Origin of the sequence: Prosthecobacter gellanilyticus, from assembly GCF_007992435.1 — a bacterium.
GTDB classification, from domain to species: Bacteria; Verrucomicrobiota; Verrucomicrobiia; order Verrucomicrobiales; family Verrucomicrobiaceae; genus Prosthecobacter; species Prosthecobacter gellanilyticus.
Genome location: NZ_BKAG01000014.1, coordinates 135,802 through 154,389 on the forward strand (window position 1 = coordinate 135,802; position 18,588 = coordinate 154,389).

Consider the following 18,588-nt stretch of genomic DNA (forward strand, 5'->3'; position numbering starts at 1 on the left):
GGTCTCGTCACTTGCGTGTTTGCGTCATCACGGCCTCGACCGACTTCGCGAAGAGCTTGTTTTCGGTCTGCGAGCTCCATCTCTGCGTAAGTTCGATCCACTGCCGAGCAGCATCTCCACTGAAACGCGTCACATGTTTCACCGCCCAAGCTCCCAGCTTACTAACCGGCGCATCGGAAAGAAATCTCACAAAGTCTGGCTCCAAACCTTTGTGCTCTCCCATGAGTGCCAGCATTCCTGGAAATCCGGCAGGACCGTCGCCACTTGTCTGGTCTGCGTACGAGTCCTCGGCCATGATTCTCGATCGAAGCTTCCCAAAGACCGCCGTAGCATCCTGTTCCGAAATGCCTTTTATTTTCTGCCTTTGTGCCGTCACCTGAATACGCGGACCCATCAAGAGATCGGCTAATTCATCAAGTGGCCCGGCCCCCTGCGCTCCAAACAGCGCCTTCTTATCGCGCGTCACGAACACATAGGGACGGAGATCCTCATCGTTTAGTTTTGGTTGAAGAAGCGCCCACTGCTTGGTCCACTCGTCCCCCTCCCAACGGGCCCACTCATCATCCTTCTTTTGCTTCTTCCCGTCCTCAGCATCGGCTGGTTCCTCAAGACGCCCGAGCTGTTTGATTTTGCCACTTCGCGACTCATTCGCGGCTTTGGCAAGCTCCGTGTAAAGATCAGGCTGGAATCTTTCGGCGAGCATCAACTTCGCCAAGACAGGTCTGTTTATCATCCCCTTCATTCCTCGCGCGTTAGCGATAGTCTGCCGGAGCATCAGTGAGTTTATAAATCTTTTAACCTGACGAGGGTTCCCCTGCGTCCCCCGGGCTAAGATGCTTGCGATTTGGTCGCTGAGCATGATTCCGTCACGCACTTCATCCGGGAGAGCGGGATACTTCTTCTTCAGCGACTCATAGTCCAGGCGTTCTCCTTCCCAGGGGCGTCGCAATTTTTCCCGAGCGGCAAGGAGTAAATTGTTAAACTGACCGTTCTCACTTCCGAGAGCCGCCTCAGCCATAAGGAGCGCGATGTATGCATGAATTTCTCCATCACCGAGCGCAGGAATGCGGAAAGGAACTTGAATCAGTTTTTCCAAGTACGCACGAGCGTAACTGGCACCTGCTGGTCCAATTGGTAGATCTGGAAAGTGCCGTTTTACCGAGTACTCAATCATCCCCTCGTCTGCGGCGACGATGAATGCCACCTGAGGAAGAAATAGGAAAAGCTTCGCGGCCTCAAGTGTTTGGATTGCAGTTTCCGGTAGGCAACGATCCAAATCATCAATCTGGACCACAAGACGCTTTATGCCGAGTGTCCTGATGAACTCCGCAAACTCGTCGCGAAACTTCTGAATCTGTCGAGCCATATTACCAACCTCTTCGTCCTTCAAAACACCACCCTGCGTTTCCAAGAAGCCCTTGATGGTAGAGGCATTCACTTCCTCTTCGGACTTTCCAATCGCCTTTCTTAATTTGTCTGCGAGGCCTTCCGCTACAGCCCCAAGAGGAAGCCCTGTGCCGAGCGTGAGGAGGAGACCTCCCGTCTTTTTTGCGACTTTGAACCAGTCGATCCGTTGGAAGAGCTTCGTGGCTTTCTCCTTCACAACCTCGCTAGTGGGCCGCGCCTCTTTCATTGCCTCGACGATGCCCTCTAGCAAAGCCGTCTTCGCATCCTCAAAACCCTGGAATGTCCACCCATTAAATCGGAGACAAAGAAACTCCTTGTTGTCGTTGAAGGCGTTTTCGATCATGGCGAGCACGCTCGACTTGCCAGCTCCCCAGTCCCCGTGGATGCCGATGGAGATCGGCTTCTCTGTGTCCGCTTTTACGAGCTCAACAACCGTGAAGGCGATTGACTCGTAGTAGAGCAAATCGGTTTTGGTTTCGTTGTCGCTGAGAAACATGGCTTTATGATTAGCTCATTTATGGTGTCAAAGCCCATCCCTTAGGTTCATTTAACATAACCTATTCTTTTCCGAACTATAACTGTACTCGCTTGGAAAAGAATTAGTCAACGATTAATTATATGCCTACCCCACTATGCGCCCCATCTCAACCAATCCAGCTTTTCGACGAGAGGGAGTAGTGAGCTAGAAGATTTATTTGAGAACAAGTCATGCCCCGAACGATTCTCCCCTTGATATTGATGTCTTCTGTACCGCGATCAAGCATCCGCTGGTGATTTCAGTGTTCCAGTTTTTTTAATTTTGGGCAAACTTTTATGCAGCAAGGCGCTTTACTACAGAAAATATCATTAACCGCTCTGATAGAGCAATGACGTTCCCATATTAAGAAGTGAGGTCATTCTGTATCAAATGTTTCCCGAAATGCTTTACGACCAGATCTCTGAGCGTCGCCCTTTTCACCGACCATGGTCGTTGGCGGAAGTATCCAGCTCGCATTTCTTCGCAGAACTCAAACGCTGGGCGGAAGGGTTGGAGGTTCAGGCTTTTGATGCGCTGGCTTATCAGCAACCTTGGCGGGTGGGGGCTCTGCTGCTCTGTCTACATGCAGAAGTGATTCGCAGGAATGGGCATGAGGGGCAACTTTGGGCAGTTCTGTCAAACCGTGACATCGTTTGCTGGCAGCCGCAGACTTGGGGGCGCTTGTACAGTTCGAATGGCAACCTGCAGATCAGCCACGGGCAATTGCTCGAAAGAGCGGCGCTATGGCTTGAGCTGCGCCATGCCTTTGATGTGGAAGATGCCCACAAGTGGTATCGCCTCATTCACCTTCAGATTGGCTTCACTCATGAGGATGCGAAGTCCAGGCTAAAAGACTGGCTAAGTGGGCAATGGCCGCCAGTGGCGGTGCAGACATTGCTGGAGGAACGTGATCCTGGGGCGCTGGAGTTTCAGCGGATGTGGCATCGGCTGCGGCAGTATCGCTTGGGGAATGTGTCGAAGCCGAGTATGAAAGAGCACCTGAAGTCGTGCTGCTGGGTGCTGCCGGAGTGGACGGAGGATTTGCTGAAGGCAGCGCTGGCGGCGGATGTTACGCCGCTGGCCAATGACGAGGAGGAGAGCATTAGCCAGTTTTACACATCGCCGACGTTGAAGTGGGATGGTTTGGGTTTGCCTTCGTTCAGTGTGGAGTTGTGCCACTTGAACGAGATCGAGGCGGAAGGTGACTTGGAAGTGCGAGTGCAGGGCAGGGTGCAGGCGAGGCTGCTGAAACAGGATGCGGGAGGCTTCGCTCCCGACATGCAAGGGGCGCTCATTTTAGGTGAGGGCGCGGCATTGCGTTCATGGGTGGATATTCGTCTTGTTTCCATCGATGAAAGCCTGGTTCGACAAGCGACCCTCGTGCTATGGGATGCTGATGCTGAGGTTTCTTTGTTCAGACCGAGTGATGGATTGATGGTCGCTGAGTCCCAACTGCGAACGGGGCAGGCGTTTGACCTCATCGCCGCTGGTGACTTGCAGATGATACCAGCGCCTTCATCGACCGCAGGTATAGGAGCCGGTTATCGGCTGCATCGCTACGAGAAGGGATGGGCAGGAGTGATCGAGGCGAGGATGGGTGATGTAGCGCTGTGGACGAGTGCGGAATTTGGCAAGCAGCCGGAGCAGCTAACTTTAGAGGCAGTGAGAGCACGCTGGATGCAGACATTGGACTTTGCGGGATCAGCGAATCATGCCTGGCCTTGGAAGGTTCCGCTTAGGATTGATGTCATGGACAGAAGTTGGAGTTTTGCAGGATTGCGCTGGACTCGCGCGGATGGAAAAATGATGAGCTATCTATCACCGCCGACAGAACTTTCACTTGTGGAAGCTGACATCGCCCGGCCTCTGACTCTGCGGGTGAATGTGCGACATTCGGCGGGCCGAACAGCTACCATCCCCGTGAAGTTGCCGCCGCCGATGCAGGGCTGCGTCCGGTGGAGCACAGAGGGTAAGCCAGTCATTCAGCGAGGCGACAAGACTCTGCTCATCAGCGATGCCAGCCGCTCGATGTGGAGCTTTCTGCTGCCTGAACGGCGTGATGATCTCGGCAATGTTCTTTCGATGGAAGAGCGGCGTTGTTCGTTCATGGAAGGGGATGTTGTTCGTGGCGGTGTGCGCACTCGGGCGACGATTTTGCCAAAACTCGGAGGCTATGGGGCGCCTGCGTGGATCAGTGAAGACCCTTACAATGGGGTCCAGCACACGACGGAGGTGGGATCACGGGTCATTGATGGCGGTGTGATCCGGCAGGTTCGTGTGAATGGCGATACAAACAGAGTGACGATAAGTCGGCTTGGCGAGTTTGATCTGACTAACCGGCATGTATTGCTGGCATGGATCGCTCTGTCAGACAAGCCAGGAGGCGTCGTACGGGTGAATCGAGAGTTGCTTACAGTGTCGGCATCGGGCTGGGAGTTCCCATTTCCGCCGGGTGGATCATTGCTCGGGGTGGCTTTGCTCTATGAAGGCACTCGGCTGGGTAGCTGGTTCAGTTCAACGAGATGGTCCAGTGCCTTGCTTCTCTATCCGCCCGCCGATCCGATGCAGATGGCAGCACTCTTGAGAGTCTGGAAGGCTCCTTTGTTACAAAGTGTCGGTGACGAGAATCATCGATCAAATGTTGTCGCCTGGCTGCATGAGCATTGGGTGAAGGTTTTGCCTGTTTGGCTGGCGTCCCGGGGTGTTTTCATCTTTCCAGGCATTGAGCAGACGCCAGTAACATGGCTCGATGACGAATGGAAAAATGTTGTCCACACACTCTTGAACGACGCGGGTCTTGTTCCTTCAACTAGCGGCGCGTGGGACTTTTTAGAATTCGTTACACGTTCGCAATTCGATCAGCCTGTGAATGACATCACATTGTATTTATGTTTTCGGGACACCCTTGCTGAATACCCTCTTTTCGCAGCCAGACTCTTAGTGGCCACTCTCCGCAGCTCATGTGTCAGCAATTTGAAAGAGAAGGGGCGTTCAGTGATCTTGCAGATGCAGCGAGGCTTCCCTTGTCTTGAGGAAACCGCGATGGAAATCGCACGCCGCCATGGCAACCGAGACAGCGGATGGCTGCGACGGAGCATTCCCAGCCTGCAATCACTGGAAGGTGAGAACAAAACTTTGCCCCTGTCCTACCGTCGTTTATCCGGCTCTGAAGAGTTCCGGAAGTTTGCCTTTGGCGTATGGCTGGAAGAGATCAAAAAGCGCTTTTATCCATGAGTCAGCTCAACACTCTCGACCTTCGTGACCGTCTCATCTCCCGTATCAGTGCTTTTGCGCTGGACGATCATTTCGTCTCTGATTCGGCTCTTCGAGGCGTTTTGGAGACGATTTGGTCAGGGCCGCCGGAGCTCGGCGGACTTGGAAGCGAGCTTTGGGTGGAGGGAGCTTTTCCATCGGAGCAGGCGGAGGAGACGCTTGAGCAAGTGGCAGCTCGTGGTGTGCTTTCGAGTGCTCTAGCTCGGCAACTGGATCGCGTGGGTGAGTTTCCACTGAGCCGGGCACCTTACACGCATCAGTTGCGGAGCTTGGAGGCCGCGCACGAGAGCCGGGATGTGCCAGAAGGCCAGCCAGCCCTTGTGGTGACGGCTGGCACGGGTGCGGGCAAAACGGAAAGTTTTCTTTTGCCGATGTTGGAGCGGCTTTGGACACAAACAGCCGAAGACAGACAGGGTGTGAGCGCTATCATCCTCTACCCGATGAATGCGCTGGTGAATGACCAGGTAGGACGGCTGGATAAATGGCTGGATGGCCAGGATCGCGTGAGCTTTTTCCACTTCACCAGCGAGACACCTGAGGACAAGGACATTGCAAATAGCCGTGGCGTCCAGGAGGCCACACGGGCTCGGTTTCGCACAAGACAGCAGGCGAGAGGCTTTGAAGACAGACATGGCGAACCGATCAGAGACGGTTCGGGGCCGCAGCCGCAAATCCTCGTCACAAACTACTCGATGCTGGAATACATGCTGTGTCGGCCACAGGATGCCGTGTTCTTTGGGCGAAATCTGCGGGTTCTAGTGCTGGATGAGGCGCACATCTACACGGGGAATCTGGCGGCGGAGATCACGCTGCTACTGCGGCGTGTGCAGATGCGCTGCGGACGCAGGCCGGAGGAGGTGCTGCACATCGCCACCAGTGCTACCATAGGTGGTGGTGCGGCGGCGCTGAGGCCGTTTGCAGCGCAGTTGTTCAGTAAAGATGAATCCTTGGTGCGATTGATCGAAGGCCGCCGTATCCGACCTACATTGGAGGTGGCTGATGCTGGAGCGCCTCTGCCGCTGAGCCTCGCTGAGCAGCTTGCGGCAAATCCGCCGCCGGAAGGTGGCACAGTGCGAGTTACGCCAGACGGCGATAGCGAGTTTGTGGCAGCAAATGCTGAGGAATGGCAGTGGTGGAGGGCTGTGCTTTCTTTGCTGGCACCAGAACCGCGAGTTAGTGAAGCCATGAACCGCGCCGATAGGTTCGCGTCGCCGATGCTGGCGGATGTTCTGCGCTTCTCGCCTGCGGTGGCGAGACTGCAAAATCTGCTGTGGGCGGACGAAACGATGCCACGCTTGCTTTTGCCAGAGCTAGCTACGCAAATGTTCGGCCAGAACAATGCGGCGAGCCAACAAGCCACTCGAATCCTACTGCAAATGAGCGCCTGTGCCCGAAGCAGACCAAGTGAGTGGCCGCTGGTGCCGAATCGGCTGCATTACCTTATGCGCGGGCCGGAAGGCATGATGTTGTCATTCCGGCGTGATGTGAGCGCGGATGGGTATCATCCGCTGAACGGCATCGGGCAGGTTTTCAGTGCCGGCGCTAATCCAGCGGCATGCGGAGATTTTGAAGATCATCCGCTGACGCTGGTGCGCTGCCAGACTTCCGGCTGGTGGGGCGTGGCGGCACGGCAGGTGGATGGACATTTGCGGCCAGTTCCCTCCTCCATCGTGCTGCATGGGCGGAATGAAGACGGGGAAGACCTCTTCGACCCAGAGACCCCCAATCAGCAGCAAGCGATGCGGGTGAAGCTCTTTTCACTGACGGAAGTTGAGAATGTTCCGTGCCGTCATTTTGATCCGCAAACGGGCCGCTACTCCGGGAGTGGATATGGAGTGCCGCTGTGGGAGGTGACGCAGTGTCCGCGGAGCGGCGTGGTATTTGATAAGCGCAACGTAGGGTGGTTTGCCGCCCGTGCGAGACTCCAACTCAGCCTCATCGCTGAAACAGCGCTCGCTGCGATGCCGGAGTTTCCCCATGCAAACAAGGCATGGAAGCCTGCTCGCGGGCGGCGCTTGCTGGTCTTTTCAGATAGCCGAGCGGAGGCTGCCCGCCTGGGGCCACGGCTCACCCGCCAGCATGAGTTGCAGCTCTTTCGTGCAGCGGTGATTCATGAGTTGGGAAACCTCACGCAAGCTGGGGGCGATGGAGATGCGGACTACTTCCAGCAGGAGATCGTACGGATTGAAGGCGAACTCTCCCGGCCTAATCTCAGCCCGGTGATCCGGCAGAGGCTCCAGAGTTCACTCGCCGATGCCCAGGAGTCGCTGCAAGGGCTGCAATCAGGCGGCAGCGTGCGGCAGTGGGCAGATCGGTTGCAAGAGTCGCCACTCATCGCTGAGATCATGGACTTGGATTCGGCAGCCGAGCACGATTTCCAAGATGGCAACCGCCAGCAGCGTTGGCGGCGGAATGCCGAGCAAGTGCAGGCCTCTCTGGTAAGCCTGCTGGGCAGAGAACTAGCCCGACGCCCCACTTGGCCCCAGCCGGGTCTGGAGACGCTAGGGCTGGTGGAGGTGGTCTATCCAGGCGTTGAGGCACTGACGCCACCCCCGCGGATTTGCGGCACTGTGTCGATGGAGGTCGCGGAGGCGCTGCACCAGACCTGGGCAGGCTATCTAGCCTGCATGCTAGATGCCCTGCGCAATCAAGGCTGCATCACTCTGGGCCGGGACAGAGACGATGATGATTACAAATACGGAAGTGCGCTGCTGGGGAAATACTTCTCAGCTCGGGATAGCTTCAAAAGAGGGATGATTTCCTTCATCGGCGTGCATTTCGAAGGCCAGCAGACTTCGCGCCGAAACGCCTTCTCAAGGGATTACCTCATGGCCTGCGGGATGTCACGGGAATCAGCGGTTCAACGTGCGGGTGAAGTCATGGAGCATGTCTTTACTCAACTGCTCCATCATGCAAGTAATGGCTCATTCAACTGGCTGGAGGTCAGACCAAGTTCTGAGACCAACGGAGGTGATCATGTGGTGCCATCCATGCGCATGCGTTTCCCGCTGCTGGGTCTGCGGGTGCCTTCTCGGCTCTACCGCTGCCAAACGACCGGTCAGGTATGGCCTCGCGGCACCGCAGGACTTTACCCTGGAGCTGCCAGCGCGTCGCTCAATGAGATCAGTGCGGATGATTTGGATCAGGATCCTCGCCTCGGGCGGCGCAGGCGTGAGTTGCGGGAATGGGAGGGCTTCCGACTCGGTCTATGGGCAGAGGAGCACAGCGCCCAACTATCGCCGCAGGAAAATGCGAGGCTCCAAGACCTCTTCCGTGATGGGATGCGGAACATCCTCAGCAGCACGACCACGCTGGAGCTAGGAATAGACATCGGCGGCCTTAGCGCCGTCTTGCTAGGGAATCTGCCGCCTGGAAAGGCAAACTACCTCCAGCGTGCAGGTCGTGCAGGTCGCCGTGCAGACGGATCCAGTGCTGTGCTAGGTTTTGCGCGGCCATCTCCGTATGAGCGGGAGGTGTTTCTGGACTTCCGCCGCTATTTGAATCGAGATTTGCGCCGCCCCACGGTCTTCCTGGATCGTGCGGCCATCGTGCGGCGCCACGCTCACTCGTGGCTGCTGGGAGAGTTCTTCGGCAGCCAATATGCTCATGGCGAGCATACGGGAGCCATGGACGCATATGGCAAAATGGGAGCGTTTACCGGCGAACCATTGCCGGCCAAGTGGAGCAGTGATGAGCCAGCAAAGCCTGTGTTGCCGGAAAGAAATGCTGTGAACCTCGCTGATGCCTTCTTGAGTTACCTCGATCAAATTGCCACGGCAACCCCAACACGGATGCAGACGGCGCTGGCACATCTGTGGCACGGTTGCCCTGAGCTAGAAGCTTTGATGCAAGACACCACTTCATGGCCGCAAGTCGTCCAGACCATCCGCGCTGATTTTGCCGCTGCCTATGAAAGGTGGCGTGAAAATGTCCGCTCTCTGCTGGCTGCATGGGATGAAGTGCCAGCAATCCCACCTGTTCACAGCTCTGCTGCTGCGAACCGTGCGCAGGCGAATGCAATCTACTACCAGCTAAGGACGCTCCACCAGATGACGGTGATCGAGTCACTGGCAGATGCCCGAGTGCTCCCACGCTACGGCTTCCCCATCGGTCAGTGCAAACTTCATATCCAAGTCTCGGAACGTGATCCGCACACGGGCCGCTATCAGCTCCGCGAAGAAGACCAGTTTCGCCTGCAACGAGACAGCATGATGGCGATGCGCGAGTATGTGCCAGGCTCGCAACTGCTCGCAGGTGGAAAGATCGTCACATCTCGCGGCCTGCTGAAGCATTGGACGGGTGCGATGGTCGCAAATGAATCTTGGGGACTGCGTGGACGCTTCATTCGCACTCAGAACGGCTACTTTCACTACAGTTGCAGTGCTGAGGCACCGCGCCAGCCGTCCAATGCGAATCCACAATCGCCGCCCAAGTCTGGAGAGATGATCTTTCCGAAGACTGGCTTTTGCACCTCTACCTCTGAGCAACCCCGCCACGGCAGCGACTTCGAGAAAGTCGGTTCCGTAGAGGTCTATACCATCGCCTTTGAGGATGCAGCGCGCTGTGATGCACCGCAGCCGGGCTTTGGCGGCATTCCGGGCTGCACCGTCACCTACTGCCACGGTGGAGAGTTGCTGCTGCTAAATGGAGGTGAGTTTGGCAAAGGTTTCGCCATCTGTCAGAAGTGCGGTTATGCGGACAGTGAACTGCACTCCACAGGCCAAGGCCGGGCGAAGCTGCCGAGTCACTATGAAAGACACCACGCACTGCAATCCACAGCCCGCTGGGGTGATAGGCGCTGCTGGGAAGATGACGAAGCGCCGGTGTGGCGTCGTCAGCATCTCGCCGCACGGCAGACGACACATCTGCTGAAGCTGGATTTCTCCCGCTGTGGTCAACCATTCAGTGAAGAGCTGATCCGCACCCTCGGGCAAGCATTGCGACTAGCAGCGGCGAATGTGCTGGAGCAGGATGCTCGGGAGATACGGGCTATCGAGCCATCTCTCGATCCACAAACTGGCGGCTACACCTCCGTCGTGCTCTACGACACCCTAGCGGGCGGCGCTGGTCATTTGGCACAACTCTCCCACCCGAGCTACCCCGAGCGTGCCCGTGAATGGATCGACCAAACCATCACCCTGCTCACCGTGGAACCAACCTATCCAGACAGTGTTCGCCAACGCGAAGCCATGCGCCGCGTGCTCACCTCGGATGCAATGGATGACATGGTGCCCATGGAAGCACTCGCTTTTCTGCTGCAAGCCCGGAATGCTGCTTGCGCGGTAGAACCAGCCGCCGTGGTGGATTCCGTTATCCCGAAAGATGCGTGGACACTGGATCGCCTTCTCACAGAAGACCCACCCCAGCAGTTTGAACTCACCTATCACTGCAACGACATCGCTGGAGTAACAGATTTGGCTCAGTGTGAAATTTGCAATACTAAGCCCTCCGCACGAACCCCTGTGATCCTGCGACACGACAGACTTCCCGGAGGCATCGCAGCCGGAGGCTGGTATGCCAGTGCGCTCGACGATGGCAGTTGGCGGGTGCGTTTGAGCAAAACTGAAGGTGCCTCGCCTGAACTGCGCATGAGCCAGACAGAGTATGACTCGCTCATGCCACTCGCAATTATCCACCGCAACGCCTGACCGACATGGCACGCCTCGTCCCCCATCACGACACATCTACAATCGAGCATCCCTCCGAGCGCAGTGTAGCCGAGGCCCTTTGTGCGCAACTACCACCTGAAGTTGTCGTCTTTCATAGCTACCCCTGGCTGCGGCCCGAAAGGCACGAGCGCAGTGGCAAGGTGAACCTCCACGAAGGAGAGGCAGATTTTGTCGTCCTGCATCCACGCTTCGGCATCTTGGTCGTGGAGGTGAAGGGCGGACACGTCTACTACGACCAGCGCACGATGCGCTGGGAGCGGCACGGAGCACGCCATGAAATGAAGGACCCCTTCGTGCAGGCAGCCAAGAACATGCACATCCTTGAAGCCACCGCAAAAGAGCGCTACTTCAGAAATGAACTGCCATTCGTGCGCGGCTACTGCGCTGTGTTTCCTGACTGTGAATGGACCGGCACCGCGCCACCTGGAGCGGTGAATGCCAATCTCTTCGCCGCCAGTGACCTGAGCAAACTCGGCACACGCCTGGAAGCTCTCTTCCGCGCTTTTGACCGCCGAAAAGACCACACGCCGCTGCCCACTTCGGTGCTCGATGGCTTGATGAAGGCGCTCACCTCCGAGTTCAAACTCACGCCTGCTTTGTGGCGTGAGATCGAGCAGCAAGAGCGCATCCTGTTTCGTTTCACGGAGGATCAGTTGCTACTGCTCACTTTTCTCAATCAACATCGCCGAGCAGCCGTGGAGGGAGTCGCAGGTTCCGGCAAAACTCAGCTCGCACTCGCCAAAGCCCGGCAGTTCGCCGATGAAGGTAAGCGAGTGCTGCTCCTCTGCTACAACCGAATGCTCGCCGATTGGCTGGCTGAGCAGGTTATCGAACAGAAAGACCAAATAACCGCAATCAACTATCACCGCATGGCGCTCGAATGGTGCACCAGGGCAAAAGTCGCCTTTCCGGCAGCCAGTCAGGATGAGGCATTTTGGAGCACATCGGCAGCAAGGCTCTTTGAGAATGCCATCGAACGCTTGGATAAAGACCGCTTCGACGCTGTCGTTGTCGATGAAGGCCAGGACTTTCACGAGTCCTGGTGGGACAGCGTGGAGTGGCTCAATCGAGACCTTTCCGACGGCCCACTCTATGTGTTCTACGACCCTGCGCAGCAACTCCAACACCAAACACACCAGCATCTACCCAAACTCGGAACGCCTTTCCATCTGCCCACCAACTGTAGAAACACAAAGCAAATCTCTGACTTCTGCGCGAAAGCTATCGGGCGTGCCATACCCGTAAAGCCTGGTCAGCCCGAAGGCAGGTCGCCAACAATCAGGATCGCAGTAGATGAAAAGGCGCAGAAAGCACAGGTGGCTGCGTGTCTTGATGAATGGCTCTCTGGCCCAAGCGGCCTCTCTTGCAAGCAGGTCGCCATCTTGAGCGCCCTGCCTCTCTTAAGGAGCTCGCTGCGCCATACCGCTTCGATTGGTCGCTGGCGACTCACCGAAGATCTCGAAGAATGGAGAGCTGGAAAAGCTGTCCTGCATACGACTTTGCGACGATTTAAGGGGTTGGAAGCGGATGCCGTTGTTGTCCATGATATTCCAAAACTTGGTGCGCCCACTATCGAAGACCAGTTTTCGAGAGCGCATCTCTACGTCGCAAGTTCCCGCGCCAAACACCTCCTTTGCCTAGTAAGCTACGAACACTAGTCATTCATTGAACACGCCGTGCTTGAATTAAACGAGCGCCAGATCTTTGAGCGGACCAAGGCTGTCTTCGGGTATTTCAATCTGCCTTTCGATGTGGCGGGCTGAAGATCTCCCTACTCAAATCGTCCAAGGTCCGCATGAAGCTGATTCTGGCCCTCCTATTGCCCGTTCCCGCCTTTACTGACTCTGCGTCTTCACTTGCTGGTAAAACTGCCACGCTCAAAGATGAGACGGGCAAAGCCACGACGACCTCCAGCACGTCAGGACCAAAACGACCTCCGGAGATGCTCTGGATCGAGGGAACGGGACGGATACACAATTGAGCAGCACCGATGCGCACGCCTTTTCCGCCATCAACTTGCGAAGAGCATGAACGGGCTTAGCATCCATCCCCCTCTAAGTCATGCCACGAGTAATTCTTCACGTCGACATGGATGCGTTCTTTGCCTCCATCGAGCAGCGTGACCATCCTGAATTCCGAGGAAAGCCCGTGATCGTGGGTTCTCCGGCTGATCAAAGAGGAGTGGTGTGTGCAGCCAGCTATGAAGCCAGGAAATTCAAGGTGCGGTCTGCCATGCCTTCAAGAACCGCCGCAAAGCTCTGTCCTCATGGCATCTTTGTTCGTCCTCGGATGGAGATTTATCGCGCTGAATCCGTTCTCATCATGGAGATCCTGCGGAGTTTTACTCCATTGGTCGAACGGATGTCTGTAGATGAAGCCTACCTAGACCTTAGCGAAATGGGTGATGCAGTCGAGTTGGCGCGAGAGATCAAACGGCGAATCAAAGACGAACGTGGACTGACCTCAAGCATCGGTGTGAGTTCAAACAAGTTTCTCGCTAAGCTGGGAAGCGGGTTTCAGAAGCCGGATGGGCTAACTGTGATTCGTGACGAGGAGAAAGTGGAGTTTTTGAAGCCTCTTCCAGTCGGATCAATCAACGGTGTCGGACCAGTCACAGCTCAAGCACTCCAAGCCAAAGGAATTCAAACCATTGGCGAACTGCAAAACACCACCCTCGATCTTGGAACCATTGTAGGTTCATTTGCCGAGACCTTAAAGCAGCGTGCCTTGGGAATTGATGATCGGCCGGTGGATCTGAGCGATGAGCGCAAAAGCATCAGTGCGGAAACCACTTTTTTAAATGACACGGATCATCGACCTACATTACGTGCGGCTCTCAAGGAAATGGCGAGAGATGTGGCCCAAACACTCGATACCGAAGGTGTGGCAGCCTTAACAGTCCAGGTGAAGGTGAGGTATAGCGATTTCACCACATTCACCCGGCAGATACGCCTGCAGGAACCTGTCACGACAGCTCGTGAGATTTATCACCTTGCCTGCTTCCTCCTGGCTAAAAATCAATTGGTGAAGCAGCCTTTGAGGTTGCTCGGCATCGGTCTTTCAACCCTAGTTCCACCCACACGAGATCAGTTTTTGTTGTCGTTTTGAACCAGAGGAGTGTGAAGCTCCACAAGAGCCCAGTCACTAGGATACTCGACAGAACAACTACTCGTGACGGATCACCATTATTAATGTCGGAACGCCTATTTCACATCGGCCAAACGTTGCCAAACATGGTTGAATTTGGTCGGATATGTTACCACCCACGTTACCAAAAACCACCTTTTAGAAGCGATCCAAAGATCTAAATCGTTGATTATCAACTGATGGAGCGGGTGATGGGAATCGAACCCACGTATCAAGCTTGGGAAGCTCGTGTTCTACCATTGAACTACACCCGCATGGTGTTGCAGCGGAATGGCGGCGATTGAAGGTGGGGAGCGATGACTTGTCAAGACTGTGCAAACCGTTGTTCTTGGTTCCTTGTTCTTGGTTGTTCGTTGAAGGAGTCCAGTTCTCGGTTCGCCGTTGATTGGGTGGTGCTGCCTTACTTTCCGTCTTCGCGTTTGAGGAAGAGGGGGGCGTATTTTTCGGGCCAGTCGTCGGGGAGGCGTTGGGGTTTGCCTTGGGGCATTTGGACGAGGGCCAGGGACTGGCGGCAGGAGATGAGGAGGGTTTCCTCTCCGGCGCGGCGGACTTCAAAGGCGACCCAGAAGCGGACGCGCTCGAGGCGCTCGAGGCGGCCGGTGATGACGAGGTGGTCGCCGAGGGTGGCGGGCTTGCGGTAGTCGATCTCGGTGCGGACGACGACGGGGTAGATCTGGGTGACGGCCATCTCACGGAGGTTCATGCCCATCTTGGCGGCGAGACGGGTGCGGGCGGTCTCGATCATGCGGAGGTAGGCGATGTTGTGGACGACGCCGCCGATGTCGGTGTCGAAGAACATGACTTCCTCGCGGGTTTCGATGGTGGGGGTTTCTTCGGGCATGGGAGGAGCGGACAGGAGAGATGGAGTGTTGGAGAAATGGGGCAGAGTTTTTTTAACCGCTGATTAGACGCTGATGGGACGCTAATAGGGAAGATGGATTTATGAATTGGGAATTGAGGTGAATTCGCGGTGTCCAATGGGTCCGCTTGGGACGCTTGGAGGGGAGTTGGAGAGGGTGTAGGGTGCGGGCGCTATGAAAGGGAGCGTTTACGGTTGTTTACCGTGGTTGACAGTTGTTGACGGTGGTTTGTGACAGAGGCCGATCGGGAAAAGGAAGATGATTTTATGAGGGCCTACGGAACACGCGGAAGACACGGAAAGGGACGGGAGCAGTTGACGATTGTTTACTGTGGTTGATCCCGCATGCGGGATTGACGGTGGTTTCGAAGAAGACCGATCCGACTGGATCCGACCTGATCGGGGTGGTGTAGGGACCGCGAAGCTCCTGGGTAGCTCGGGGCTAACCCCATTGGAATGGGGTTGTACGTCCAGAGGGACGATCTTCAGTGGTTCCGAAGGGAATCCAGGCTCATCAAGGTGGATCCAGGTTGGATTTTGCGGGAGGACGCGGGGGATCAACTTTCGGAGAAAGTTGGCCACTAGGGGGCGATCCAAGTAGATCCAGGTGGATCAAGGTTGGTTTTGAGTCGGCGAGCTTCAGAGAAGGGCGGGCTTACGCCGGCCGCTACACTGGGCGATCCGAGTGGATCCGACCTGGTCGGGGTGGTTGAAATGGCCACTTGGGGGCGATCCAGGCTCATCAAGGTCGATCCAGCCTGAATCGGCTGACCTGATGCGATGGGGAGGACGAGGGTGGACTTGAAGACGTATTCTCTGAGGTTACTGGACTTTTATCTTTTTATTATGGAACTCGACCTGACAGGACCGTTGCGTGAGCATGCTTATATGATTCTGGCGGGGCTGGTGACGCCGCGGCCGATCGCGCTGACGACGACGGTGGATGGGGAGGGGCGGGTGAATGCGGCCCCGTTCAGCTTCTTCAATGTGCTGGGGGATTCACCACCGATCGTGGGGCTGTGCCCGGGGGATCGGGAACCGGGGGTGCCAAAGGACACGGCGCGGAACATCCGGCTGACGCAGGAGTTTGTGGTGAACCTGGTGGATGAGTCGATCGCGGTGCAGATGAACCGCTGCTCGGCGACGCTGCCGCCGGGTGAGAATGAACTGGAGCTGGCCGGGTTGACGGCAGTGCCGAGCAGTGTGGTGAAGCCGCCAAGGATCGCGGAGGCGCCGGCGAGCCTGGAGTGCCGGTGTCATAGCATCATCGAGATCGGGGACAACCGGCTGATCATCGGCGAGGTGCTGCGGGTGCATGTGGAGGACGGGGTTTTTGATCCGGAGACATGGCTGGTGAGGCCGGGCAAATATGCGCCGATCGGGCGGATGCAGTCGCCCCACTGGTACTGCAAGACGACGGACCTCTTTGAGATGAGGCGCCCAGGGTGAATAGCTGGGGGCCGGGCTGGCGAATGAGGGGGGAATGACCCATGTCCAAGCCCTAATGACCAAGGAATGACCCAATCTTCAAATCCCAAGGACAAGGTGTGGCCGGAGGGAATGGGTAAGGGATGGAACTTTTGAAAGGCCGTATCTAATGGCGCTGGAGGTGCGTTTAAGACTTGGATGCTGGGGTTGATTGTTCATTTCCCAGCGAATCTGCATTTTCCAACAGTTCTCTTTTTGTCACTCGCTGGTGTTTGAACCACACCGGCCTTGCTGCTTTCTCAATCAACCTCCAGCTTTTGCTCCCTATGAAACTGCTTCGTCTTGCCGCCCTGTGTTTGATCGCCTTCCCTGCGCTGGGCGCGATCGTGGAAAAGCCTGTGGAATACAAGGCGGGGAGTGTGGAGTGCGAGGGCTGGGCGGCCTTTGATGACAAGGATGAGGCGAAGCGCCCGGCAGTGCTGATCGTGCACCAATGGACGGGTGTGAGCGACAATGAGAAGATGCGCGCGAAGATGCTGGCGGAGCTGGGCTACAATGTTTTTTGCGTGGATGTGTATGGAAAGGGGATCCGCCCGCAGCCACCGGCCGCCGGTGAGGAGGCTGGCAAGTATAAGAAGGATCGTGCGCTGCTGCGTGAGCGTGTGAACGCGGGTCTGCAGATCCTGCTGAAGGATGCGCGCACGGACACGGCACGCGTGGCGTGCATCGGCTACTGCTTTGGCGGGACGGCGGCGATCGAGCTGGGTCGCAGCGGCGCGCCGCTGAAGGGTGTGGTGAGCTTCCACGGCGGTCTGGACAGCCCGGCGCCTGAGGATGGCAAGAAGATCAAGGGCAAGGTGCTGGTGCTGCACGGCGCGGATGATCCGTTTGTGCCTGCGGCGGGCATCGCTGCCTTTGAGAAGGAGATGAAGGACGCGGGTGTGGACTACCAGCTGGTGTCGTATCCTGGCGCGGTACATTCCTTCACGCAGAAGGCGGCTGGCAATGACAACTCGAAGGGCGCTGCTTACAATGAAGCTGCTGACAAGGCCTCCTGGGACGAGATGAAGACTTTCTTTGGCAAGATCTTTGCGAAGACCAACTAACCAACGATGAAACATCTGCTGCCCGGCCTCTTTTGTTTTGCGCTTCTATCTGCTTCTGCGGAGGAAAAGAAAGCGGGGGCTGTGTCGCCAGGGGCAACGGACTTCATCCGCTTTGTTGAGACTGACGAGGGTGATTCGCTGCAGACGGCGGTCGTGAGCTATGAGTCGCCGGCTGGTGTGATCGTGGATCTCGTGGGCGCGGTGCACATCGCAGACAAGAAGTACTTTGAGGCGCTGAACAAGCGCTTCAAGGGCTATGAGGTGGTGCTCTATGAGCTGGTGGGCAGGCCGGTGGAGGAGCGTGAGACGCTGAAGGTGGCAGATGGTGAGAAGAAGCTGCAGTGGCTGGGCACGCTGCAGGAGAAGATGCGCTCCACGCTGAAGCTGGAGAGCCAGCTGCAATGCATCGACTACCGCGCGAAGAACTTTGTGCATGCGGACCTGACGACGGACGGCTTCTTTGAGAAGCAGGAGGAGAAGAAGGAGAATTTTCTTTCGCTGTGGATGAAGGCGGCGCTGGCGCAGGCGGCCACGGCGGACCCGAACAAGGCGAACTCTGACATGGCGCTGATCATGACGATGCTGATGAGCAAGGACAGCTCCACAGATCTGAAGCGGCTGCTCGGCAGCGAGTTTGACCGGGTGGAGAATCTGATGGCCGGTGTGGAGGCGGGCAATGGGACGGCGATCATCGGCGAGCGCAACAAGCATGCGCTGGAGGTGATGGAGAAGCAGGTGGCGGCAGGGAAGAAGAGGATCGCGATCTTTTACGGGGCGGCGCATTTTCCGGACATGGAGCAGCGGCTGCTGAAGATGGGGTACAAGCTGAGGAAGACGGAGTGGGAGAAGGCTTGGGACATTGATGCGTGAAGAGGAGATGAGGGATATGAGATCAGTGATGGAGTGGTTGGGGCATTTACGATTTTTGATTTATGATTTGGGGAGAGGGAGCTTGAAGAGGGCCTATGGAACACGCGGAAGACACGGAATGGGGGCGGCTCAATATGAGAGGGGGGTTACAGGTTTATTAATCGTTTGTTAGGCTGATGGAGAGGGTTTGGCGGGCTTCGGTGGGTTGTTGGGAGAAGGATCTCGTTTGGACTTCGAGAGCGCCGGAGGGCCGGCGCAGTCCAGGACGCTGCGCGACTTCCTGGCTGTGGGGCGAAGGTGAGTCGGGAGAGA

9 protein-coding genes, 1 tRNA gene and 1 pseudogene are annotated in these 18,588 nt (G+C 56.6%); 8 read left to right on the forward strand and 3 right to left on the reverse strand.

The window, feature by feature from the left end:
- Positions 1-7: 7 nt before the first annotated feature.
- Entirely contained in the window at positions 8-1,903 is a 1,896-nt protein-coding gene (gene qatA / locus BGE01nite_RS11930; RefSeq protein WP_146850690.1) for a Qat anti-phage system ATPase QatA, read from the reverse strand.
- Positions 1,904-2,314: 411 nt separating this feature from the next.
- On the opposite strand from qatA, the gene BGE01nite_RS11935 reads away from it, so the two are divergent.
- From BGE01nite_RS11935 to dinB, 5 genes and pseudogenes are all read left to right on the forward strand, one after another.
- The gene (locus BGE01nite_RS11935) at positions 2,315-5,158 is read left to right on the forward strand and encodes a hypothetical protein (RefSeq protein WP_146850691.1); all 2,844 of its coding nucleotides are present in this window, start codon (positions 2,315-2,317) and stop codon (positions 5,156-5,158) included.
- A pseudogene (locus tag BGE01nite_RS29895) lies at positions 5,155-6,027 on the forward strand (DEAD/DEAH box helicase); the annotation flags it as partial. The gene BGE01nite_RS11935 and the pseudogene BGE01nite_RS29895, both read left to right, overlap by 4 nt.
- Before the next feature lie 27 nt (positions 6,028-6,054).
- On the forward strand, positions 6,055-10,845 hold the full coding sequence (locus tag BGE01nite_RS11940; RefSeq protein ID WP_246145712.1) for a DUF1998 domain-containing protein: 4,791 nt from the start codon (positions 6,055-6,057) through the stop codon (positions 10,843-10,845).
- Positions 10,846-10,850: 5 nt separating this feature from the next.
- Positions 10,851-12,524 (forward strand): NERD domain-containing protein, encoded by a 1,674-nt coding sequence (locus BGE01nite_RS11945; protein ID WP_146850693.1) that lies wholly within the window; start codon positions 10,851-10,853, stop codon positions 12,522-12,524.
- 403 nt (positions 12,525-12,927) lie between these two features.
- Positions 12,928-13,974 carry a DNA polymerase IV gene (dinB, locus tag BGE01nite_RS11950; protein WP_146850694.1) on the forward strand — a complete coding sequence of 349 codons (1,047 nt, stop codon included), beginning with the start codon at positions 12,928-12,930 and terminating at the stop codon, positions 13,972-13,974.
- 219 nt (positions 13,975-14,193) lie between these two features.
- On the opposite strand, the gene BGE01nite_RS11955 is transcribed toward dinB, so the two are convergent.
- Positions 14,194-14,267 (reverse strand) — tRNA-Gly (locus BGE01nite_RS11955).
- 146 nt (positions 14,268-14,413) lie between these two features.
- Complete coding sequence (locus BGE01nite_RS11960) at positions 14,414-14,854, reverse strand: acyl-CoA thioesterase (protein WP_218032970.1); 441 nt, start codon at positions 14,852-14,854, stop codon at positions 14,414-14,416.
- An 864-nt stretch (positions 14,855-15,718) separates the two neighbouring features.
- Between BGE01nite_RS11960 and BGE01nite_RS11965 the strand changes: the two genes are divergently transcribed.
- The 3 genes from BGE01nite_RS11965 (at position 15,719) to BGE01nite_RS11975 (ending at position 18,276) form a co-directional block, all read left to right on the forward strand.
- Positions 15,719-16,321 (forward strand): flavin reductase family protein, encoded by a 603-nt coding sequence (locus tag BGE01nite_RS11965; protein ID WP_146850695.1) that lies wholly within the window; start codon positions 15,719-15,721, stop codon positions 16,319-16,321.
- A gap of 305 nt (positions 16,322-16,626) precedes the next feature.
- A complete protein-coding gene (locus tag BGE01nite_RS11970; protein ID WP_146850696.1) occupies positions 16,627-17,406 on the forward strand; it encodes a dienelactone hydrolase family protein in 780 nt (259 codons plus the stop codon).
- 6 nt (positions 17,407-17,412) lie between these two features.
- Positions 17,413-18,276 carry a hypothetical protein gene (locus BGE01nite_RS11975; protein ID WP_146850697.1) on the forward strand — a complete coding sequence of 288 codons (864 nt, stop codon included), beginning with the start codon at positions 17,413-17,415 and terminating at the stop codon, positions 18,274-18,276.
- The last annotated feature ends 312 nt before the right edge of the window (positions 18,277-18,588 follow it).